Origin of the sequence: Xylophilus sp. GOD-11R (genome assembly GCF_033546935.1) — a bacterium.
GTDB lineage: Bacteria > Pseudomonadota > Gammaproteobacteria > Burkholderiales > Burkholderiaceae_C > Xylophilus.
The window spans coordinates 588,595-609,833 of the sequence record NZ_CP137854.1; the positions used below are offsets into that span (position 1 = coordinate 588,595).

Genomic DNA, 21,239 nt, shown 5'->3' on the forward strand with positions numbered 1-21,239 from the left:
CCAATTTAAAGCGCTTGGCACCCTTGTTGCTCTCTTTTATGCTCGCCTTCCCACGCGCATATTCAAGGAGCACGCCCCATGACGACGGCTGCCGAGATCCAGCATCTCCAACAACACGGTCTGTATTCCCCGGCGGACGAGCACGATGCCTGCGGCGTCGGCTTCGTGGCGCATATCAAGGGCGAGAAGCGTCACGACATCGTGACCCAGGCGCTCAAGATCCTCGAGAACATCGACCACCGTGGCGCCGTCGGTGCCGACAAGCTCATGGGCGACGGTGCCGGCATCCTGATCCAGCTGCCCGACCTGCTCTATCGCGAAGAGATGGCCAAGCAGGGCGTGACCCTGCCGCCGCCCGGCGAGTACGGCGTTGGCATGATCTTCCTGCCCAAGGAACACGCCTCGCGTCTGGCCTGCGAACAGGAAATGGACCGCGCCATCCGCGCCGAAGGTCAAGTGCTGCTCGGCTGGCGCGACGTGCCGGTCAACCGCGACATGCCCATGTCGCCCCAGGTGCGCAAGAAGGAGCCGGTGATCCGCCAGGTGTTCATCGGCCGCGGCGCCGACGTCATCGTGCAGGACGCACTGGAACGCAAGCTCTACGTCATCCGCAAGACCGCCAGCGCCAACATCCAGGCCTTGCACCTCAAGCACAGCAAGGAATACTACGTTCCGAGCATGTCCAGCCGCACGGTGGTCTACAAGGGCCTGCTGCTGGCCGACCAGGTCGGCACCTATTTCTACGACCTGCAGGATCCACGCTGCGTCTCCGCGCTCGGCCTGGTGCACCAGCGCTTCTCCACCAACACCTTCCCCGAGTGGCCGCTGGCCCACCCCTACCGCTATGTCGCCCACAACGGCGAGATCAACACGGTCAAGGGCAACTACAACTGGATGAAGGCGCGCGAAGGCGTGATGTCCTCGCCGGTGCTCGGCGATGACCTGAAGAAGCTTTACCCGATCAGCTTCGCCGGCCAGTCCGACACCGCCACCTTCGACAACTGCCTCGAGCTGCTCACCATGGCCGGCTACCCGCTGAGCCAGGCGGTGATGATGATGATTCCCGAGCCCTGGGAACAGCACACCACCATGGACGGCCGTCGCAAGGCCTTCTACGAGTACCACGCGGCCATGATGGAGCCCTGGGACGGCCCGGCTTCCATCGTCTTTACCGACGGCCGCCAGATCGGCGCCACGCTCGACCGCAACGGCCTGCGCCCGTCGCGCTACTGCGTCACCGACGACGACCTGGTCATCCTCGGCTCCGAATCCGGCGTGTTGCCGATTCCCGAGAACAAGATCGTGCGCAAGTGGCGCCTGCAGCCCGGCAAGATGTTCCTGATCGACCTCGACCAGGGTCGCATGATCGACGACGAGGAACTCAAGGCCAACCTCGCCTCGAGCAAGCCCTACAAGCAGTGGATCGAGAACCTGCGCATCAAGCTCGACGACGTGGAAGGCAGCGGCGACGCGCCCGCCAGCGAAGTGCCGCTGCTCGACCGCCAGCAGGCCTTCGGCTTCACCCAGGAAGACATCAAGTTCCTGATCCAGCCGATGGCCAAGAACGGCGAGGAAGGCATCGGCTCCATGGGCAACGACAGCCCGCTGGCGGTGCTCTCGTCCAAGGACAAGCCGCTGTTCAGCTACTTCAAGCAGCTGTTCGCCCAAGTGACCAACCCGCCGATCGACCCGATCCGCGAGGCCATCGTAATGTCGCTGGTCAGCTTCGTCGGCCCCAAGCCCAACCTGCTCGACATCAACCAGGTCAACCCGCCGATGCGGCTCGAGGTCAGCCAGCCGATCCTCGACTTCAACGACATGGCCAAGCTGCGTGAGATCGAGAAGTTCACGCAGGGCAAGTTCCGCAGCGCCACGCTCGACATCACCTACCCGTTCGCCTGGGGCCGCGAAGGCGTCGAGGCCAAGCTCGCGTCGCTCTGCGCCGAGGCGGTCGACGCGATCAAGGGTGGCAACAACATCCTGATCATCAGCGACCGCGCGGTCGGGCCGCAGCAGGTCGCCATTCCGGCACTGCTGGCCCTGTCGGCCATTCACCAGCACCTGGTGCGCGAAGGGCGCCGCACCACGGTCGGCCTGGTCGTGGAAACCGGCTCCGCCCGCGAAGTGCACCACTTCGCCGTGCTCGCCGGCTACGGCGCCGAGGCGGTCCATCCCTACCTCGCCATGGAAACCCTGGCGCAGATGCACAAGGACATGCCTTCGGACCTGTCCGCCGACAAGGCCATCTACAACTACGTCAAGGCGATCGGCAAGGGCCTGTCGAAGATCATGTCCAAGATGGGCGTGTCGACCTACATGAGCTACTGCGGCGCCCAGCTGTTCGAAGCCATCGGCCTGAACACCGACACCATCGGCAAGTACTTCACCGGTACCGCCAGCCGTGTCGAGGGCATCGGCGTGTTCGAGATCGCCGAGGAAGCCCTGCGCATGCACAAGGCCGCCTTCAGCGAAGACCCGGTGCTCGCCACCATGCTCGACGCCGGCGGCGAATACGCCTGGCGCGCCCGTGGCGAAGAGCACATGTGGTCGCCCGACGCCATCGCCAAGCTGCAGCACAGCACCCGCGCGAACAACTGGAACACCTACAAGGAATACGCGCAGATCATCAACGACCAGAGCCGTCGCCACATGACGCTTCGCGGCCTGTTCGAGTTCAAGCTCGATCCGAGCAAGGCGATTCCGGTCGATGAAGTCGAGTCCGCGAAGGAAATCGTCAAGCGTTTCGCCACCGGCGCGATGTCGATGGGCTCCATCTCCACCGAAGCCCACGCCACGCTGGCCGTCGCCATGAACCGCATCGGCGGCAAGAGCAACACCGGCGAAGGCGGCGAGGACGCCAACCGTTATCGCAACGAACTCAAGGGCATCCCGGTCAAGGTCGGCGACACGCTCAAGAGCGTCATCGGCGAGGCCAACGTCGAGGTCGACATGGCGCTGGAAGCCGGCGACTCGCTGCGTTCGCGCATCAAGCAGGTGGCCTCGGGCCGGTTCGGTGTCACCGCCGAATACCTGTCCTCGGCCGACCAGATCCAGATCAAGATGGCCCAGGGCGCCAAGCCGGGCGAGGGCGGCCAGCTGCCGGGCGGCAAGGTGTCCGACTACATCGGCAAGCTGCGCCACTCGGTGCCGGGCGTGGGCCTCATCAGCCCGCCGCCGCACCACGACATCTACTCGATCGAGGATCTGGCCCAACTGATCCACGACCTGAAGAACGTCGCGCCGCATGCCGACATCAGCGTCAAGCTGGTCTCCGAAGTGGGCGTGGGCACCATCGCCGCGGGCGTGGCCAAGTGCAAGAGCGACCATGTGGTGATCGCCGGCCACGACGGCGGCACCGGCGCTTCGCCCTGGTCGTCCATCAAGCATGCGGGCTCGCCCTGGGAAATCGGCCTGGCCGAAACCCAGCAGACCCTGGTGCTCAACCGGCTGCGCAGCCGCATCCGCGTGCAGGCCGACGGCCAGATGAAGACCGGCCGCGACGTCGCCATCGGCGCACTGCTCGGCGCCGACGAGTTCGGCTTCGCCACCGCGCCGCTGGTGGTCGAGGGCTGCATCATGATGCGCAAGTGCCACCTCAACACCTGCCCGGTGGGCGTGGCCACACAGGATCCGGTGCTGCGAAAGAAGTTCTCCGGCAAGCCCGAGCATGTCGTCAACTTCTTCTTCTTCATCGCCGAGGAAGTGCGCCAGATCATGGCGCAGCTGGGCATCCGCAAGTTCGACGACATGATCGGCCGCGTCGACCTGCTCGACACCCGCAAGGGCATCGCGCACTGGAAGGCCCGCGGCCTCGATTTCGGCCGGCTGTTCGCCGAGCCGCAGGTGCCCGCCGACGTGCCCAAGTTCCATGTCGAGAAGCAGGACCACGGCCTCGACAAGGCGCTCGACAACAAGCTGATCGAGAAGTCGCGCCCGGCCATCGACCGCGGCGAGCGGGTGCAGTTCATGGAAACGGCGCGCAACGTCAACCGCACGGTGGGCGCCATGCTCTCCGGCGCGGTGACCAAGGTGCATCCGACCGGCCTGCCCGACGACACCATCCGCATCCAGCTCGAAGGCACCGGCGGCCAATCCTTCGGCGCGTTCCTCGCCAACGGCATCACGCTCTACATGATCGGCGAGGCCAACGACTACACCGGCAAGGGCCTGTCCGGCGGCCGCGTGGTGGTGCGCCCCAGCCTCGACTTCCGCGGCGAGGCGGCCAAGAACATCATCGTCGGCAACACGGTGATGTACGGCGCCACGGCGGGCGAGTCCTACTTCGCCGGCGTGGCGGGCGAACGCTTCGCGGTGCGCCTGTCGGGCGCCACCACGGTGGTCGAAGGCACCGGCGACCACGGCTGCGAGTACATGACCGGCGGCACCGTCGCGGTGCTGGGCCTGACCGGCCGCAACTTCGCGGCCGGCATGTCGGGCGGCGTGGCCTACGTCTACGACGAAGACGGGCAGTTCGCCTCGCGCTGCAACCTGTCGATGGTCACGCTCGAGAAGGTCGTCACCTCGGCCGAGCAGACCGCCAACGTGCACCCGAGCATCTGGCACCAGGGCGAAACCGACGAGGCCACCCTGCGCAAGCTGCTCGAGCAGCACAACCGCTGGACCGGCAGCAAGCGCGCCCGCGACCTGCTCGACCACTGGGCGGTCAGTCGCACCAAGTTCGTCAAGGTCTTCCCGACCGAGTACAAGCGCGCGCTCGCCGAGATGTACGAACGCAAGGTCCAGGACGACCCGGCCACCCCGCCGACGCCCGCCCCCGCCCGGCGCGAAGCCGTGCCGGCCAAGTAAGCCGGCGCGCGACAGAAAAACAAGCAAAGCAGGACACCACGATCATGGGAAAAGTCACCGGCTTCATGGAATTCGAGCGTCTCGAGGAGGGCTACAAGCCCGTCGGCGAGCGTTTGAAGCACTACAAGGAATTCGTCGTCGGCCTCGACGCCGAACAGGCCAAGGTGCAGGGCGCGCGCTGCATGGACTGCGGCACGCCGTTCTGCAACAACGGCTGCCCGGTCAACAACATCATTCCGGACTTCAACGACCTGGTCTTCCAGAACGACTGGAAGAGCGCCTGGGTCACGCTCGACTCGACCAACAACTTCCCCGAATTCACCGGCCGCATCTGCCCCGCTCCCTGCGAGGCCGCCTGCGTGCTCAACGTGAATGACGACGCGGTCGGCATCAAGTCGATCGAGCATGCGATCATCGACCGCGCCTGGTCCGAAGGCTGGGTCGCGGCACGCCCGTCCAAGCACAAGACCGGCAAGAAGGTCGCTGTCGTCGGCTCCGGCCCGGCCGGCATGGCGGCCGCCCAGCAGCTCGCCCGCGTCGGCCACGACGTCACGCTGTTCGAGAAGAACGACCGTGCCGGCGGACTGCTGCGCTACGGCATTCCCGACTTCAAGATGGAGAAGAGCCACATCGACCGCCGCGTCGAGCAGATGAAGGCAGAAGGCGTGGTCTTTCGCACCGGCGTCGTCGTCGGCGCCGCCAAGGATCCGCTGGGCAAGGGCTCCAAGGTCACCAACTGGGCCAAGGAAACCGTCACGCCCGAGCAACTGCAGAAGGAATTCGACGCCGTGCTGCTCACCGCGGGCTCGGAAACCTCGCGCGACCTGCCGGTGCCCGGCCGCGAACTCGACGGCATCCACTACGCGATGGAATTCCTGCCGCAGCAAAACAAGATCAACGCCGGCGACAAGCTCAAGAGCCAGCTGCGCGCCGACGGCAAGAACGTCATCGTGATCGGCGGCGGCGACACCGGCAGCGACTGCGTGGGCACCAGCAACCGTCACGGCGCAGTCAGCGTCACCCAGTTCGAGCTGATGCCCCAACCGCCGGAAGAAGAAAACCGGCCGATGACCTGGCCCTACTGGCCGTACAAGCTGCGCACCAGCTCCAGCCACGAGGAAGGTTGCGAGCGCGAATTCGCCATCGCCACCAAGGAATTCATCGGCGAAGGCGGCAAGGTCACCGGCTTGAAGACCGTCCGCGTCGAGTGGAAGGACGGCAAGATGGTCGAAGTGCCGGGCAGCGAACAACTGCTCAAGGCCGACCTGGTGCTGCTGGCCATGGGTTTCGTTGCGCCGGTCTCCCCGGTGCTCGAAGCCTTCGGCATCGAGAAGGACGCCCGTGGCAACGCCAAGGCGACCACCGACTTCGACGGCGGCTACGCGACCAACGTGCCCAAGGTCTTCGCGGCCGGCGACGTGCGGCGTGGCCAGTCGCTGGTGGTCTGGGCGATCCGCGAAGGTCGCCAGGCGGCCCGCGCGGTCGATGAATTCCTGATGGGATTCAGCGACCTGCCGCGCTAGCACGGCCTCGGCCGTACGGGGTATTCAGGGATTGCGCCAATCCCTTATCATCCCCGATCCCAAGCCGGGCCTTCGTCCGGCTTTTCTTTTGCATGGAACACATCGCACCCGAATCGCCTGCCCCCACTGCCGCCCACGACGACTCGCTCGTCGTGCTGCGCGACGTCAGCTTCGGTTACGGCGCGCGCAAGGTGCTCGACGGTGTTTCGCTCGCGGTTCCGCGCGGCAAGGTCACGGCGCTCATGGGCGCCTCCGGCGGCGGCAAGACGACGGTGCTGCGCCTCATCGGCGGCCAGGCCCGCGCCCAGTCCGGTGAAGTGCTTTTCGACGGCCACGACGTCGGCGCCATGGACCCCAAGGCCCTGTTCGGTGCGCGTCGGCGCATGGGCATGCTGTTCCAGTTCGGTGCCTTGTTCACCGATCTCGACGTGTTCGAGAACGTGGCGTTTCCGCTGCGCGAGCACACCGATCTTTCCGACGCGCTGATCCGCGACATCGTGCTGATGAAGCTCGACGCGGTCGGCCTGCGCGGCGCCCGCGACCTCGCCACCAGCGAAATCTCCGGCGGCATGGCACGCCGGGTGGCCATGGCCCGCGCCATCGCGCTCGACCCCGAGCTGGTGCTCTACGACGAGCCCTTTGCCGGCCTCGACCCCATCTCGCTCGGCATTTCCGCGCGGCTCATCCGCCAGCTCAACGACGCCATGGGCCTCACCAGCATCGTGGTGTCGCACGACGTCGACGAAACCCTGGGCATCGCCGACCACGTGGTGGTGCTGGCCAACGGCCGCATCGCGCTGCAGGGCCCGCCCGAGCTGATCCGCACCAGCACCGATCCGCTGGTCCACCAGTTCGTGCACGCCGAGCCTGACGGCCCGGTTCGCTTCCATTACCCCGGCCCCAGCGCCGACGCCGACTTCGGCCCGCCCACCCACGGAAGGAGCGCCTCATGAGATGGTGGCATCCGGCCGACGTCGGCGCGGCCACGCGCGGCTGGCTTTCCGGCCTGGGCTGGGCGGCGCGCCTGTTCCTGCGCCTGCTCTCGCTGGCCGGGCCGACGATGCGGCGTTTCCGCCTGGTAGGCGACCAGCTGCACTTTCTCGGCAACTATTCGCTGGCGATCATCGCGGTCTCCGGCCTCTTCGTCGGCTTCGTGCTCGGCCTGCAGGGCTACTACACGCTGCAACGCTACGGCGCGTCGAGCGCGCTCGGCCTGCTGGTGGCGTTGTCGCTGGTGCGCGAACTCGGCCCCGTGGTGTCGGCCTTGCTCTTCGCCGGGCGCGCCGGCACCTCGCTCACCGCCGAAATCGGCCTGATGCGCGCCGGCGAGCAGATCACCGCCATGGAAATGATGGCGATCGACCCGGTTCGCCGCATCCTCGCGCCGCGTTTCTGGGCGGGCGTCATCGCGCTGCCACTGCTGTCGGCGGTGTTCAGCGCGGTCGGCATCATCGGCGGCTGGGTCGTCGGCGTGGTGCTGATCGGCGTTGATTCGGGCTCCTTCTGGGGCCAGATGCAGGGCGGCGTCGACGTCGTGCGCGACGTCGGCAACGGCGTGATCAAGAGCGTGGTCTTCGGCCTGACGGTAACCTTCGTCGCGCTGCTGCAGGGTTACACCGCCAAGCCGACGCCCGAGGGTGTCTCGCGCGCCACAACGCGCACCGTGGTGATGGCTTCGCTGGCGGTGCTGGGCCTCGATTTCCTGCTCACCGCGATGATGTTCAGCATATGAACCGTTCGCATGCATCCCCCCTTGATGCGGGCCACGGCCCTCGTCCGAACCGTTTTCCGCAAGGGAGTTGACAGAGAAATGGAAAAATCGAAAAGCGATGTGTGGGTCGGCATATTTGTGCTGCTGGGCGCGGCGGCGCTGCTGTTCCTGGCCCTGCAGTCGGCCAACCTGCTGCGGCTGAGCTTCCAGCCCACCTATCGCGTGACCGCACGCTTCGACAACATCGGCGGCCTCAAGTCGCAGTCGGCAGTCAAGAGCGCCGGCGTGGTGGTGGGCCGGGTCGAGTCGATCAATTTCGACGACAAGAATTACCAGGCATCGGTCGTGCTTTCGCTGCAGGACCGTTACGTCTTCCCCAAGGACAGCTCGCTCAAGATCCTCACCAGCGGCCTGCTCGGTGAGCAGTACATCGGCGTGGAAGCCGGCGCTGACGAGAAAAACCTGGTGGCGGGCGACGTCATCACGACCACGCAATCGGCGGTCGTGCTCGAAAACCTGATCAGCCAGTTCCTCTACAACAAGGCTGCCGACGGACCGACGCCGGCGGCAGGTGCAAAAAAATGAACGATCGACTCCAACCTCTCCCGCGCCCGTCGGCCCTGCCGACCCGGCTGATGGCCGCCATCGCGGTCGTCGTGTTCATGGCCGGTTGCGCGACCGGTCCCGAGCGCAATCCGCGTGACCCCTTCGAACCGTTCAACCGCGGCGTCTACAAGTTCAACGACGCGGTCGACCGTGCGGTGCTCAAGCCGGTCGCCACCGTCTACCGCGACGTGACCCCGGCGCCGATCCGCACCGGCGTGGGCAATTTCTTCCGCAACCTGACCGAGCCCTGGTCCTTCGTCAACAACGTGCTGCAGGGCCGTATCCAGGATGCCGGCGAAACCGTGATCCGGTTCGCGGTCAACACCGTGTTCGGCCTGGGTGGCCTGCTCGACATCGCGGGCGAAGCCAATATCGACCGTCACCGCCAGGACTTCGGCCAGACGCTCGCTTTTTATGGCGTGCCGACCGGCCCGTACCTGATTTTGCCGCTGCTGGGCCCCTCGACGGTGCGTGACACCGCGGCGCTGCCGGTCGACTTCAAGGGCAACCTGCTGTCCAACGTGGACGATGTCTCGGTGCGAAATTCGCTGTATGCGCTGCGGGTCGTCGACACGCGCGCAAACCTGCTGCGCGTGAGTTCGGTGCTCGACGGCGCCGCGCTCGACCAGTACAGCTTCACCCGCGATGCTTTCCTGCAACTGCGCCGCAACCAGCGCAAGGACACCACCGAGAGCGACGGCGACCTGGACGACAGCTCCGATGCCGGCACCGCCAACGCACCGGCCGCAGCGGCCGCCGCCGCCCAATAACGAAGGCCGGGGCCTGGTGCCAGGCTGGGTTGCATGCGGTTGCATGTCATAACCCGGCATGCGGAACGAGCGTGCGATGCTTGTCTCGAACCGGCAAGCCGCACGGCCCGCTTTCGTATTTTTCGAGATTCAAGGAGAACACCCACATGCAGATGACGCGCCGTTTCCTCACCCGCCTGGCTTGCAGCTTCGCCGCTGCCGCCAGCCTGGCGCTCCCCCTGGCAGTGCACGCTGCCGACGAAGCTCCCGATGCCCTGATCAAGCGCTTGTCCGACGAAACGCTGTCCGCCATCAAGGCCGACCCTGCGTTGCGCGGCGGCGACCTCACCAAGGTCATGGCGCTGGTCGACAGCAAGATCATGCCCAACGTCGACTTCCGCCGCATGACCGCCGCGGCGGTCGGCCCGCAGTGGCGGCAGGCCTCGCCCGAACAGCAGCAGAAGCTGCAGGCCGAATTCAAGACCCTGCTGGTGCGCACCTATTCCGGCGCGCTGTCGCAGGTGAGCGACCAGACGGTGAACGTCAAGCCGCTGCGGGCGGCGGCCGACGACAAGGAAGTCGTGGTGCGTACCGAAGTCACCGGCCGTGGCGACCCGATCCAGCTCGACTACCGCCTTGCGCAGTCGCCCGGTGACGGCGCAGGCTGGAAGATCTACAACCTGAACGTGCTGGGTGTGTGGCTGGTCGAAACCTACCGCAGCCAGTTCGCGCAGGAAATCAACAGCAAGGGCATCGACGGCCTGATCGCGGCGCTCACCAGCCGCAACTCCGCCAACCAGGCGGCCAAAAAGGGCTGACCGTGTCCGAAGACATCGCGGCGAACCCGCCTTCCGTGTCGCCCTCGACCTACGGGGACGCGGCCCAGGTGCTGGTGTTGCCCGGTGAGCTGACCCATGCGCAGGCCCAGACCTGCCTGCGCATGCTGACCCAGGGGCTGGGCCGGGGCCAGGAGCCGGTCATCGCCGATGCGTCCGCGCTGACGCGTTTCGATTCTTCTGCACTGGCCGTGCTGCTGGCATGCCGTCGCGAGGTGCTGTCGCTCGGTCGCAGCTTCGAGGTGCGCGGGCTGCACGCCCGGCTCGCCGGACTGGCGGCGCTCTACGGCGTCTCGGCGCTGCTGCCGGCAGCTTCGGCCTGATGCCGATCCGGCAGGCTTAGGCCGCACGGCATCGGCTGCCTAAGCCCTCCGGCCGCCCGGTCTCGGGCGACGGCTTAGAATCGCCGGTTCCCCATGGCAGCCATCTCTTTCCAGTCCGTCTCCAAGCGCTACGAATCCGCGCGCGGCACCCTCCAGGCGCTGGACGAGGTGAGCTTCGACATCGAGCCGGGCGAATTCTTCGGCCTGCTCGGCCCCAACGGCGCCGGCAAGACCACGCTCATCAGCATCCTCGCCGGCCTGGCCAAGGCCACCGGCGGCCGGGTGCTGGTCGACGGACACGACGTGCAGGCCGACTATGCCATCGCCCGCCGCCGCCTCGGTATCGTGCCGCAGGAACTCGTGTTCGATCCCTTCTTCAACGTGCGCGAAACGCTGCGCATCCAGTCCGGCTATTTCGGCGTGAAGAACAACGACGCCTGGATCGACGAACTGCTCGAGAACCTGGGTCTCGCCGACAAGGCCACGGCCAACATGCGCCAGCTCTCCGGTGGCATGAAGCGCCGGGTGCTGGTGGCCCAGGCGCTCGTGCATCGCCCGCCGATCATCGTGCTCGACGAGCCGACCGCCGGTGTCGACGTCGAGCTGCGGCAGACGCTCTGGCAGTTCATCGCGCGGCTCAACCGCGAAGGCCACGCGGTGCTGCTCACCACCCACTACCTCGAAGAAGCCGAAGCGCTCTGCAGCCGCATCGCCATGCTCAAGAAGGGCAAGCTCGTTGCGCTCAACCGCACCAGCGAGCTGCTGAGCCTGGCTTCGGGCAACGTGCTGCGCTTCAAGGTCGACGGCGAACTGCCGGCCGAACTGGCCGCCCAGGCGCGCATCACCGGCCGCATCGTGCAACTGCCGGCACCGGGCGCGTTGCAGATCGAACAGTTCCTGGCGGCGGTGCGTACCGCCGGCCTGCGCGTGGAAGACGTCGAAATCCGCAAGGCCGACCTGGAAGACGTGTTCCTGCAGGTCATGTCGGCCGAGCAGGGCGCAGGCGGCAACCGCTGGCAGGTGCCGGTATGAGCACGGAGACCCGAGCATCGTGAACCTCGACATCACCGGCTGGCAGACCCTGTTCTACAAGGAAGTGCTGCGATTCTGGAAGGTCGGCTTCCAGACGGTGGGCGCGCCCATCCTCACGGCCATCCTCTACCTGCTGATCTTCGGCCACGCGCTGGGCGACCACGTCACGGTCTACGGCTCGGTACCGTACGCCGCCTTCCTGGTGCCGGGCCTGGTCATGATGAGCGTGCTGCAGAACGCGTTCGCCAACAGCTCCTCGTCGCTCATCCAGAGCAAGGTGATGGGCAGCCTGGTCTTCGTGCTGCTCACGCCGCTGAGCCCGCTGGCGATGTTCCTCGCCTATGTCGGCTCGTCGCTGGTACGCGGCATCGCGGTGGGCATCGGCGTGTTCGTCGTCACCTGGGTCTTCTTCGCGCGGGTCGGTTTTGCCGCGCCGGGCTGGATTCTGGTGTTCGGCGTGCTGGCCGCAGCGCTCATGGGCACGCTCGGCCTGATCGCCGGGCTGTGGTCCGAGAAGTTCGACCAGATGGCGCTCTTCCAGAACTTTCTGGTAATGCCCATGACTTTTCTGGCCGGCGTCTTCTATTCCATCCATTCGCTGCCGCCGTTCTGGCAGGCAGTGAGCCATTTCAACCCGTTCTTCTACATGATCGACGGCTTCCGCCACGGCTTCTTCGGCCAAAGCGATGTCTCGCCCTGGCTGAGCCTGGCGATCGTCGGCGGCGCCTGGGTGGCGACCAGCGCCATCGCCCTGCGCCTGCTGACCACCGGCTACAAGATCCGACACTGAAGACCCTGGCCCGCCGGCTTCGCGCCGCCGTGCCGACGCCTTCTCCCGAGGGACAAGGCTCGACCCGGCCGGAGTCGCCCCGATTTCTGCCCCCGAGGCGCCCACGACCATCCTCTTTTTCATGACCGCCGAAGAACTGCGCTCCATCATCTCCGTGGGCCTGCCCTGCGAGCACATCGCCGTCGAAGGCGACGGCGCCCACTGGTACGCCACCATCGTCTCGCCGGAATTCGACGGCATGCGGCCGATCAAGCGGCACCAGCGGGTCTACGCCACGCTGGGCGAGCGCATCCAGACCAACGAGGTGCATGCCTTGTCGATGAAAACCTTCACGCCGGCCGAATGGGTTGCGCAAGGCGGAGACGCATGATGGACAAGCTGCAGATTCGCGGCGGCCGGCCGCTTCGGGGCGAAGTGCTGGTCTCCGGTGCCAAGAACGCGGCCCTGCCCGAGCTGTGCGCCGCGCTGCTCACCGCCGACCCGGTCACGCTGCACAACGTGCCGCGCCTGCAGGACGTCTCCACCATGCTCAAGCTGGTGCGCAACATGGGCGTGTCGGCCGAGCGGGAGGAGGGCGGCTCCACTGTCCGCCTCGACGCCGGCGCGCTCGACAAGCCCGAGGCGCCCTACGACCTGGTCAAGACCATGCGCGCCTCGGTGCTGGCGCTGGGGCCGCTGCTGGCGCGCTTCGGCCGTGCCACCGTGTCGCTGCCCGGCGGCTGCGCCATCGGCTCGCGCCCGGTCGACCAGCACATCAAGGGCCTGCAGGCCATGGGCGCCGAGATCGCCGTCGACCACGGCTACATGATCGCCAAGCTGCCCGAGGGCCGGACCCGGCTGCGTGGTGCCCGCATCAGCACCGACATGGTCACCGTCACCGGCACCGAGAACTTCCTGATGGCCGCCGCGCTGGCCGAAGGCGAGACGGTGCTGGAGAACGCCGCCCAGGAGCCCGAGATCGTCGACCTGGCCGAGATGCTGATCAAGATGGGTGCGCGCATCGAAGGTCACGGCACCAGCCACATCCGAATCGTCGGCGTCGACCGGCTGCACGGTTGCGAACACACGGTGGTGGCCGACCGCATCGAGGCCGGCACCTTTCTGTGCGCGGTCGCGGCCACCGGCGGCGACGTGCTGCTGCGCGCCGCTCGTCCCGACCACCTCGAAGCCGTCATAGACAAGCTGCGCGACGCAGGCGTGGATGTGGTCGCGGAGGCGTCGGGCGTGCGGGTGCGCTCGGCGGGCCCGGCGTTCGGCCGGCTGTGCGCGCAGAGCTTCAGCACCACCGAATACCCGGGCTTCCCCACCGACATGCAGGCCCAGTTCATGGCGCTGAACGCGGTGTCGCAGGGTGCCTCGCTGGCGACCGAGACCATCTTCGAGAACCGGTTCATGCACGTGAACGAACTGGTGCGCCTGGGTGCTGACATCCGCATCGAAGGCCGCGTGGCGATGGTCGAGGGCGTTCGCCAGCTCTCCGGCGCCACCGTCATGGCCACCGACCTGCGGGCCTCGGCCAGCCTGGTCATCGCCGGGCTGGTGGCCGAGGGCGAGACGGTCATCGACCGCATCTACCACCTGGACCGCGGCTACGACCGCATGGAAGAAAAACTGCGCGCCATCGGCGCGGACATCGAAAGGTTCGTGCCGTGATCACCTTAGCTTTGTCCAAAGGCCGCATCTTCGAGGAAACGCTGCCACTGCTGGCCGCTGCCGGCATCGAAGTGCTGGAAGACCCGGAAAAGTCCCGCAAGCTGATCCTGCCGACCAGCCGCCCGGAAGTTCGGGTGGTGCTGGTGCGCGCCAGCGACGTGCCGACCTATGTCGAATACGGCGGTGCCGACCTCGGCGTGACCGGCCTCGACACCCTGCTCGAACACAATATGGAGCACCCGGGCGGCGCCTCGCTGGTGCAGCCGCTCGACCTGCGCATCGCCAAATGCCGCGTCAGCGTGGCGGTGCGCAGCGACTTCGACTACGCCCATGCGGTGCGCCAGGGAAGCCGGCTCAAGGTCGCCACCAAATACGTCGGCATCGCCCGCGAATTCTTCGCGGCCAAGGGCGTGCACGTGGACCTGATCAAGCTCTACGGCAGCATGGAACTCGCGCCGCTGACCGGCCTGGCCGACGCCATCGTCGACCTGGTCTCCACCGGCAACACGCTCAAGGCCAACCACCTGGTGGAGGTGGAGCGCATCATGGACATCAGCTCCCGCCTGGTGGTGAACCCCGCCGCCTTGAAGCTCAAGCGCGAGCCGATCCGCGCCATCATCGATTCATTCGCTTCCGCCATCCGTCCCGACTGACACCATGGAACTCCTCGCCCGACCTGCCCGCCTGTCCTGTGCCGACGCCGATTTCGAGCGCGCATTCAAGGCGCGGCTGCATTGGTCGGCCGATACCGATGCCGCGATCGAGCAGCGCGTGGCCGAGATCCTGGCCGACGTGCAGGCGCGCGGCGACGCGGCGGTGCTCGAGTACACCGCGCGATTCGACGGACTGCAGGTCGCCGGCATGGCCGATCTGGAAATCACCCAGGCCGAACTGAAGGCCGCCTTCGACTCCCTGCCGGACGCCCAGCGCCACGCGCTGCAGACCGCCGCTGCGCGGGTGCGCAGCTACCACGAGGCACAGAAAAAAGCCTCCGGCGAGAGCTGGAGCTACCGCGACGCAGACGGCTCCCTGCTCGGCCAGAAGGTCACGCCGCTGGACCGCGTCGGCATCTACGTGCCCGGCGGCAAGGCAGCGTATCCGTCGTCGGTGCTGATGAACGCGGTGCCGGCCCACGTGGCGGGCGTCGGCGAAATCATCATGGTCGTGCCCACGCCCAAGGGCGAGCGCAACCCGTTGGTGCTGGCCGCCGCCCACGTGGCGGGCGTCAGCCGGGCGTTCACCATCGGCGGTGCGCAGGCGGTGGCGGCGCTGGCCTATGGCACCGCGACGGTGCCGGCGGTCGACAAGATCACCGGCCCGGGCAATGCCTACGTGGCTTCGGCCAAGCGCCGGGTGTTCGGCACCGTCGGCATCGACATGATCGCCGGCCCCAGCGAAATCCTGGTGCTGGCCGACGGCAGCACGCCGGCCGACTGGGTGGCGATGGACCTCTTCAGCCAGGCCGAACACGACGAACTGGCCCAGAGCATCCTGCTCTGCCCGGACGCCGCCTATATCGACGCGGTGCAAGAGGCCATCGACCGCCTGCTGCCCGACATGCCGCGCGCCGAGATCATCGCCAAGAGCCTCAACGGCCGCGGCGCGCTCATCCTCACCCGCAGCATGGAAGAAGCCTGCGCGATCAGCAACCGAATCGCGCCAGAGCACCTGGAAATCTCCAGCCACGATCCGCACCGCTGGGAGCCGCTGCTGCGCCACGCCGGGGCGATCTTCCTTGGTGCCTACACCAGCGAAAGCCTGGGCGACTACTGCGCCGGTCCCAACCACGTGCTGCCGACCAGCGGCACCGCGCGCTTCTCCAGCCCGCTCGGCGTCTACGACTTCCAGAAGCGCAGCAGCATCATCGAGGTGAGCGAGGCCGGCGCGCAGTCGCTCGGCGGCATCGCCGCCACCCTGGCCTACGGCGAGGGATTGCAGGCGCACGCCCGGGCGGCCGAGATGCGGTTGCGTCCGGCCGACGCGCCATGAACCCCGCCGGCCATCCTGCACTGGCCCGCATCCGGCGCGACGTGCAGGGCCTGCACGCCTACGCGGTGCAGGATTCCGCCGGGCTGGTCAAGCTCGACGCCATGGAGAACCCGCATCCGCTGCCGCCGGCACTGCAGGCCGAACTCGGCCGGCGGCTGGGCGCGGTCGCGCTGCATCGCTACCCGGGCGACCGGGTGGCCGACCTGCGACGTGCCCTGGCCGACTACGCCGACCTGCCGGCCGGCTGGTCGCTGATGCTGGGCAACGGCTCGGACGAGCTCATCTCGCTCGTCACGCTCGCCTGCGACGTGCCCGCCGGCGAAACGGGCGACGGCCGCCCCCCGGCGGTGTTGGCGCCCGAACCCGGCTTCGTCATGTATGCCTTCAGCGCACATCTGCAGGGCCTGCGTTTCGTCGGCGTGCCGCTGCGGCCGGACGACTTCGGCCTCGATGTCGACGCCATGGTCGACGCGATCCGGCGCGAAAACCCCGCCATCGTCTACCTGGCCTGGCCGAACAACCCCACCGCCGGCCTGTGGGACGACCAGGCGATGGGCCGGGTCATCGCCGCTGTCTCCGAAGCCGTCGGCATCGTCGTCATCGACGAGGCCTACCAACCCTTCGCCGGCCGCAGCTGGATCGACACGATCCGTGCCCAGCCGCAGGACCACGCTCATGTGCTGCTGCTGCGCACGCTCAGCAAGTTCGGCCTGGCCGGCGTGCGCATCGGCTACATGGCCGGCCCCGCCGAGCTGATCGCCGAGATCGACAAGCTGCGCCCGCCCTACAACGTCAGCACGCTCAATGCCGAATGCGCGCTGTTCGCCCTGGAGCACGCCGCGGTGTTCGACGCCCAGGCGGCCGAGGTCGTCGCCGAACGCACCCGCCTGCTGGCGGCGCTGGCCGCCATGCCGGGCGTGAAAGCCTGGCCGAGCGACGCCAACATGGTGCTGGTGCGCGTCGCGTCCGACAGCGCCGGCGCCGCCCGCGTCTTCGGCCGCGTGCGGGAATCCGGCGTGCTGGTGAAGAACGTTTCTACAATGCACGCGTCGCTGGCCGGCTGCCTGCGCCTGACCGTCGGCACTTCCGACGAGACCGCCCGGCTCCTCGCCGCCCTCGCGACCAGCCTGCCCACCACCCCATGACCACCGCCCTTTCCGTATCCGCCGCCGCCGACCGCATCGCCGAGGTCACCCGCAACACCGCCGAGACCCGCATCACCGCGCGCATCAATCTCGACGGCAGCGGCAAGGCCCAGCTCGCCACCGGCATCGGCTTCTTCGACCACATGCTCGACCAGATCGCCCGCCACGGCCTGATCGACTTGGACATCCACTGCGAGGGCGACCTCCACATCGACGGTCACCACACCGTGGAAGACGTCGGCATCACCCTGGGCCAGGCCTTCGCCGTGGCCGTGGGCGATAAGCGGGGTATCCGCCGCTACGGCCATGCCTACGTGCCGCTCGACGAAGCGCTGTCGCGCGTGGTGGTCGATTTCTCCGGCCGGCCGGGCCTGCACATGGAAGTGCCGTTCACCGCCGGCATGGTCGGCGGCTTCGACACGCAGCTCACCTTCGAGTTCTTTCAGGGCTTCGTCAATCACGCCGGCGTCACGCTGCACATCGACAATCTGAAGGGCGTCAACGCCCACCACCAGGCCGAAACCGTGTTCAAGGCCTTCGCCCGGGCGCTGCGCGCAGCGCTGGAGCGCGATCCGCGCATCGCGGGCGTCATTCCGTCCACCAAGGGTTCGCTCTGATTTTGTCCAAGGAAAGGGCCGCTGGCGCGTATCTTGCCGGGGCCAGGTGACATGACTTCATCCAAGACCGTCGCCGTCGTCGACTACGGCATGGGAAACCTGCGTTCGGTGTCGCAGGCGGTGCAGGCCGCCGCGGCCGGCACCGGCTGGCACGTGGTGGTGACGGCGGAGCCCGAAACGGTGCGTGCCGCCGACCGTATCGTGCTGCCGGGGCAGGGCGCCATGCCCGATTGCATGCGCGAACTCGCCGATTCCGGCCTGCGCGCTTCGGTGCTCGAATCCGCCGCGCAAAAACCGATGTTCGGCGTCTGCGTCGGCATGCAGATGCTGCTCGATCGCAGCGAGGAGGGCCCGACCGACGGCCTGGGCCTGATTGCGGGGCAGGTCGCACGTTTCGACCTCGCCGGCCGGCTGCAGCCCGACGGCAGCCGCTTCAAGGTGCCGCAGATGGGCTGGAACCAGGTGTTCCAGACCTCGGTGGAAGGCCGCGCGCCGCACCCGGTCTGGGCCGGTGTGCCCGACGGCGCCTGGTTCTATTTCGTGCACAGCTTCTACGCCCGCCCGGTCGATCCGCGCCACAGCGCCGGGGAGGCAGACTACGGTGCGCGCTTTACCGCCGCCGTTGCACGCGATAACATTTTTGCCACGCAGTTCCATCCGGAGAAAAGCGCCGACCACGGTCTGGCGCTTTATCGCAACTTTCTCTCCTGGAACCCGTAGTCCGGTCCGCCTTCTCCTTCCTCCCTCTTTTCTTTCTCTCTACGCTGTTGCCGGCACCATGCTTCTCATCCCTGCCATCGATCTCAAAGACGGTCACTGTGTCCGCCTCAAGCAAGGCGACATGGATCAATCCACCACCTTCGGCGAGGATCCCGCCGCGATGGCGCTGAAGTGGGTCGCGGCCGGCGCCCGGCGGCTGCACCTGGTCGACCTCAACGGCGCCTTCGCCGGCAAGCCGCAGAACGCCACCGCCATCCGCTCCATCCTGCGCGCCGTCGGCGACGACATCCCGGTGCAGCTCGGCGGCGGCATCCGCGACCTCGACACCATCGAGAAATACATCGACGGCGGCCTGCGCTACGTGATCATCGGCACCGCTGCGGTCAAGAACCCCGGCTTCCTCAAGGACGCCTGCAGCGCCTTCGGCGGCCACATCATCGTCGGCCTCGACGCCAAGGACGGCAAGGTCGCCACCGACGGCTGGAGCAAGCTCACCGGCCACGAAGTCGTCGACCTCGCCAAGAAGTTCGAGGACTGGGGCGTCGAATCCATCATCTACACCGACATCGGCCGCGACGGCATGCTCTCGGGCATCAACATCGACGCCACCGTCAAGCTCGCGCAGGCGCTCACCATTCCGGTAATCGCCTCGGGCGGACTCTCCAACATGGCCGACATCGAGCAGCTCTGCGCGGTCGAATCCGAGGGCGTCGAAGGCGTGATTTGCGGCCGGGCCATCTATTCCGGCGACCTCGACTTCGCGGCGGCCCAATCCCGGGCCGACGAACTGGCTGTCTGACCCACCACCTCTCCATGACCTGCACCCCGATCACCTTCCACGGCCAGGATGCCGTCGAGCTCCTGCTTCCCGAGGGTGACCGCGCCGTCATCGTGCTGCACGGCGCGCAAGTGCTGTCATGGACGCCTGCCGGCGGCCCGGAACGCCTCTACCTCAGCCCCGAAGCGCTCTTCGACGGCGAAGCCGCCATTCGCGGTGGCGTGCCCGTGTGCTGGCCGCAGTTCAACCAGCGTGGGCCGCTGCCCAAGCACGGCTTCGTGCGCAACCTGCCGTGGGCCTTCGTGCCCGACGCCGGCGACGACGGCACCGCCGTGTTGGCGCTGCGCGACAGCGAAGCCACGCGCGCCATCTGGCCGCACGCCTTCAATGCCCGTGTCGAGATCGGCCTGGCGCCCGGCGCGCTGACCATCGGCCTGGTGGTGGAGAACACCGGCCCGGAGGCGCTGGAGTTCACCATGGCGCTGCACACCTACCTGCGCATCGACGACATCGCGGCGGTGCGGCTGCACGGCCTCGGCGGCCTGCCGTACTGGGATGCCGTCACCGATACCCGCCCGGCGCCGCTGCCGGCGGGCGAGGCCCTGGCCATCGACGGCGAAACCGACCGTGTCTACGAAGCCGCGCCGGCGCCGTTGACCCTGGTCGACGGCCTCGGCCGCCTGGCCATCGAGCAGGATCCGACCTATGGCCAGACGACCGTCTGGAACCCCGGTGCGGCGCTGTGCGCCAAGCTCGCGCAGATGCCCGCCGACGGTTATCGGCAGATGCTCTGCGTCGAAGCCGCGGTGGTCGACACGCCGGTCAGCGTGAAACCGGGCGAAGTCTGGTCCGGCGCGCAGCGGCTTTCCGTCATCGCCTGATCCGTCTCCCGGGCCTTTGGGCCCCAGCCGTTCCTCTTTTTTCTTTCCCATGCTCGCCAAACGCATCATTCCCTGCCTGGACGTCACCGGCGGCCGGGTCGTCAAGGGCGTCAATTTCCTGGAACTGCGCGACGCGGGTGACCCGGTCGAGATCGCCGCCCGCTACAACCTCCAGGGCGCCGACGAGCTGACCTTCCTGGACATCACCGCCACCAGCGACGAGCGTGACCTGATCCTGCCGATCATCGAGGCCGTCGCCTCGCAGGTGTTCATTCCGCTGACCGTCGGTGGCGGCGTGCGCACCGTCGACGACGTGCGCCGCCTGCTCAACGCCGGTGCCGACAAGACCAGCTTCAACTCGGCGGCCATCGCCAATCCGCAAGTCATCGAGGACGCCTCCGCGCGCTACGGCGCGCAGTGCATCGTGGTCGCCATCGACGCCAAGCGCCGCAGCGGCGAGGACGAGAACGCCCGCGGCCCCGGCTGGGACGTCTACAGCCACGGCGGCCGCAAGAACACCGGCATGGACGCGGTCGCCTGGGCCGTGGAAATGGCGCGCCGCGGCGCCGGCGAAATTCTGCTGACCAGCATGGACCGCGATGGCACCAAGAGCGGCTTCGACCTGGCGCTCACCCGCGCCGTCAGCGACGCCGTGTCGGTCCCCGTCATCGCCTCCGGCGGCGTCGGCAACCTGGAGCACCTGGCCGACGGCGTGCAGCAAGGCGGCGCCGACGCCGTCCTGGCCGCCAGCATCTTCCATTACGGCCAGCACACCGTAGGCGAAGCCAAATCCGCCATGGCCGCCCGCGGCATCCCCGTCCGCCTCTGATCACCCAAACCGCCGTGCGCCAACCCAGGGCGATGCGCAGCGAGCCGAGCATCGCGGGACGCCGTCGGGCCGGCTTTGCCGGATGACCAGCGTCGCCCCCCGCAGGGGGTAGGCGGCTACACGTAGTGAGCAAGCCTGGGGGCGAGCAAAGATTCCGGGACGCCGTCGGGCCGGCTTTGCCGGATGACCAGCGTCGCCCCCCGCAGGGGATAGGCGGCTACACGTAGTGAGCAAGCCTGGGGGCGAGCAAA

Annotated in this window: 20 protein-coding genes; all 20 read left to right on the forward strand. The window is 67.6% G+C overall.

Annotated features, from left to right (window positions below; all coding sequences use genetic code 11):
• The first annotated feature begins 78 nt into the window (after window positions 1-78).
• The 20 genes from R9X41_RS02710 to hisF all read left to right on the forward strand — a co-directional run bounded on the left by R9X41_RS02710 (window position 79) and on the right by hisF (window position 20,988).
• Window positions 79-4,806 carry a glutamate synthase-related protein gene (locus tag R9X41_RS02710; protein WP_318633369.1) on the forward strand — a complete coding sequence of 1,576 codons (4,728 nt, stop codon included), beginning with the start codon at window positions 79-81 and terminating at the stop codon, window positions 4,804-4,806.
• A gap of 44 nt (window positions 4,807-4,850) precedes the next feature.
• Window positions 4,851-6,329 carry a glutamate synthase subunit beta gene (locus tag R9X41_RS02715; protein WP_318633370.1) on the forward strand — a complete coding sequence of 493 codons (1,479 nt, stop codon included), beginning with the start codon at window positions 4,851-4,853 and terminating at the stop codon, window positions 6,327-6,329.
• A 92-nt stretch (window positions 6,330-6,421) separates the two neighbouring features.
• Window positions 6,422-7,282: an ABC transporter ATP-binding protein gene (locus R9X41_RS02720; protein WP_318633371.1), complete on the forward strand. Its 861-nt coding sequence runs from the start codon at window positions 6,422-6,424 to the stop codon at window positions 7,280-7,282.
• Window positions 7,279-8,061: a lipid asymmetry maintenance ABC transporter permease subunit MlaE gene (gene mlaE, locus R9X41_RS02725; protein ID WP_318633372.1), complete on the forward strand. Its 783-nt coding sequence runs from the start codon at window positions 7,279-7,281 to the stop codon at window positions 8,059-8,061. Before R9X41_RS02720 ends, mlaE begins: the two co-directional genes overlap by 4 nt.
• A 78-nt stretch (window positions 8,062-8,139) precedes the next feature.
• A complete protein-coding gene (mlaD, locus tag R9X41_RS02730) occupies window positions 8,140-8,625 on the forward strand; it encodes an outer membrane lipid asymmetry maintenance protein MlaD (RefSeq protein ID WP_318633373.1) in 486 nt (161 codons plus the stop codon).
• Window positions 8,622-9,416, forward strand: coding sequence for an MlaA family lipoprotein (locus R9X41_RS02735; protein WP_412556656.1), 795 nt, complete (start codon window positions 8,622-8,624; stop codon window positions 9,414-9,416). Before mlaD ends, R9X41_RS02735 begins: the two co-directional genes overlap by 4 nt.
• 152 nt (window positions 9,417-9,568) lie before the next feature.
• Entirely contained in the window at window positions 9,569-10,213 is a 645-nt protein-coding gene (locus R9X41_RS02740; RefSeq protein WP_318635130.1) for an MlaC/ttg2D family ABC transporter substrate-binding protein, read from the forward strand.
• A gap of 68 nt (window positions 10,214-10,281) precedes the next feature.
• A complete protein-coding gene (locus R9X41_RS02745; RefSeq protein ID WP_318635131.1) occupies window positions 10,282-10,554 on the forward strand; it encodes an STAS domain-containing protein in 273 nt (90 codons plus the stop codon).
• A 93-nt stretch (window positions 10,555-10,647) separates the two neighbouring features.
• Window positions 10,648-11,586, forward strand: coding sequence for an ABC transporter ATP-binding protein (locus tag R9X41_RS02750; protein WP_318633374.1), 939 nt, complete (start codon window positions 10,648-10,650; stop codon window positions 11,584-11,586).
• Window positions 11,587-11,617: 31 nt separating this feature from the next.
• The gene (locus tag R9X41_RS02755) at window positions 11,618-12,376 is read left to right on the forward strand and encodes an ABC transporter permease (RefSeq protein ID WP_318635132.1); all 759 of its coding nucleotides are present in this window, start codon (window positions 11,618-11,620) and stop codon (window positions 12,374-12,376) included.
• 121 nt (window positions 12,377-12,497) lie between these two features.
• Complete coding sequence (locus tag R9X41_RS02760) at window positions 12,498-12,746, forward strand: BolA family protein (protein WP_318633375.1); 249 nt, start codon at window positions 12,498-12,500, stop codon at window positions 12,744-12,746.
• On the forward strand, window positions 12,746-14,029 hold the full coding sequence (gene murA / locus R9X41_RS02765; RefSeq protein WP_318635133.1) for a UDP-N-acetylglucosamine 1-carboxyvinyltransferase: 1,284 nt from the start codon (window positions 12,746-12,748) through the stop codon (window positions 14,027-14,029). Before R9X41_RS02760 ends, murA begins: the two co-directional genes overlap by 1 nt.
• Window positions 14,026-14,682, forward strand: a complete 657-nt coding sequence (gene hisG, locus R9X41_RS02770) for an ATP phosphoribosyltransferase (RefSeq protein WP_318633376.1) — start codon at window positions 14,026-14,028, stop codon at window positions 14,680-14,682. The genes murA and hisG overlap by 4 nt, the downstream gene beginning before the upstream one ends.
• A gap of 4 nt (window positions 14,683-14,686) precedes the next feature.
• Window positions 14,687-16,018: a histidinol dehydrogenase gene (gene hisD / locus R9X41_RS02775; RefSeq protein ID WP_318633377.1), complete on the forward strand. Its 1,332-nt coding sequence runs from the start codon at window positions 14,687-14,689 to the stop codon at window positions 16,016-16,018.
• Window positions 16,015-17,163, forward strand: a complete 1,149-nt coding sequence (locus R9X41_RS02780; RefSeq protein ID WP_318633378.1) for a pyridoxal phosphate-dependent aminotransferase — start codon at window positions 16,015-16,017, stop codon at window positions 17,161-17,163. Before hisD ends, R9X41_RS02780 begins: the two co-directional genes overlap by 4 nt.
• Window positions 17,160-17,780, forward strand: a complete 621-nt coding sequence (gene hisB / locus R9X41_RS02785; protein WP_318633379.1) for an imidazoleglycerol-phosphate dehydratase HisB — start codon at window positions 17,160-17,162, stop codon at window positions 17,778-17,780. The genes R9X41_RS02780 and hisB overlap by 4 nt, the downstream gene beginning before the upstream one ends.
• A gap of 51 nt (window positions 17,781-17,831) precedes the next feature.
• Window positions 17,832-18,500 carry an imidazole glycerol phosphate synthase subunit HisH gene (gene hisH, locus R9X41_RS02790; protein ID WP_318633380.1) on the forward strand — a complete coding sequence of 223 codons (669 nt, stop codon included), beginning with the start codon at window positions 17,832-17,834 and terminating at the stop codon, window positions 18,498-18,500.
• Window positions 18,501-18,558: 58 nt separating this feature from the next.
• Window positions 18,559-19,299: a 1-(5-phosphoribosyl)-5-[(5-phosphoribosylamino)methylideneamino]imidazole-4-carboxamide isomerase gene (gene hisA / locus R9X41_RS02795; RefSeq protein WP_318633381.1), complete on the forward strand. Its 741-nt coding sequence runs from the start codon at window positions 18,559-18,561 to the stop codon at window positions 19,297-19,299.
• A 14-nt stretch (window positions 19,300-19,313) separates the two neighbouring features.
• Window positions 19,314-20,159 (forward strand): D-hexose-6-phosphate mutarotase, encoded by an 846-nt coding sequence (locus R9X41_RS02800; RefSeq protein ID WP_318633382.1) that lies wholly within the window; start codon window positions 19,314-19,316, stop codon window positions 20,157-20,159.
• Between the two features lie 49 nt (window positions 20,160-20,208).
• Window positions 20,209-20,988, forward strand: coding sequence for an imidazole glycerol phosphate synthase subunit HisF (gene hisF, locus R9X41_RS02805; protein ID WP_318633383.1), 780 nt, complete (start codon window positions 20,209-20,211; stop codon window positions 20,986-20,988).
• Window positions 20,989-21,239 lie beyond the last annotated feature (251 nt).

Excerpts from the sequence above, each read along its gene's own strand:
- R9X41_RS02710 (WP_318633369.1), top strand. The coding sequence starts at position 79 with ATGACGACGGCTGCCGAGATCCAGCATCTCCAACAACACGGTCTGTAT.
- R9X41_RS02715 (WP_318633370.1), top strand. The coding sequence starts at position 4,851 with ATGGGAAAAGTCACCGGCTTCATGGAATTCGAGCGTCTCGAGGAGGGC.
- R9X41_RS02720 (WP_318633371.1), top strand. The coding sequence starts at position 6,422 with ATGGAACACATCGCACCCGAATCGCCTGCCCCCACTGCCGCCCACGAC.
- mlaE (WP_318633372.1), top strand. The coding sequence starts at position 7,279 with ATGAGATGGTGGCATCCGGCCGACGTCGGCGCGGCCACGCGCGGCTGG.
- mlaD (WP_318633373.1), top strand. The coding sequence starts at position 8,140 with ATGGAAAAATCGAAAAGCGATGTGTGGGTCGGCATATTTGTGCTGCTG.
- R9X41_RS02735 (WP_412556656.1), top strand. The coding sequence starts at position 8,622 with ATGAACGATCGACTCCAACCTCTCCCGCGCCCGTCGGCCCTGCCGACC.
- R9X41_RS02740 (WP_318635130.1), top strand. The coding sequence starts at position 9,569 with ATGACGCGCCGTTTCCTCACCCGCCTGGCTTGCAGCTTCGCCGCTGCC.
- R9X41_RS02750 (WP_318633374.1), top strand. The coding sequence starts at position 10,648 with ATGGCAGCCATCTCTTTCCAGTCCGTCTCCAAGCGCTACGAATCCGCG.
- R9X41_RS02760 (WP_318633375.1), top strand. The coding sequence starts at position 12,498 with ATGACCGCCGAAGAACTGCGCTCCATCATCTCCGTGGGCCTGCCCTGC.
- murA (WP_318635133.1), top strand. The coding sequence starts at position 12,746 with ATGGACAAGCTGCAGATTCGCGGCGGCCGGCCGCTTCGGGGCGAAGTG.
- hisD (WP_318633377.1), top strand. The coding sequence starts at position 14,687 with ATGGAACTCCTCGCCCGACCTGCCCGCCTGTCCTGTGCCGACGCCGAT.
- R9X41_RS02780 (WP_318633378.1), top strand. The coding sequence starts at position 16,015 with ATGAACCCCGCCGGCCATCCTGCACTGGCCCGCATCCGGCGCGACGTG.
- hisB (WP_318633379.1), top strand. The coding sequence starts at position 17,160 with ATGACCACCGCCCTTTCCGTATCCGCCGCCGCCGACCGCATCGCCGAG.
- hisH (WP_318633380.1), top strand. The coding sequence starts at position 17,832 with ATGACTTCATCCAAGACCGTCGCCGTCGTCGACTACGGCATGGGAAAC.
- hisA (WP_318633381.1), top strand. The coding sequence starts at position 18,559 with ATGCTTCTCATCCCTGCCATCGATCTCAAAGACGGTCACTGTGTCCGC.
- R9X41_RS02800 (WP_318633382.1), top strand. The coding sequence starts at position 19,314 with ATGACCTGCACCCCGATCACCTTCCACGGCCAGGATGCCGTCGAGCTC.
- hisF (WP_318633383.1), top strand. The coding sequence starts at position 20,209 with ATGCTCGCCAAACGCATCATTCCCTGCCTGGACGTCACCGGCGGCCGG.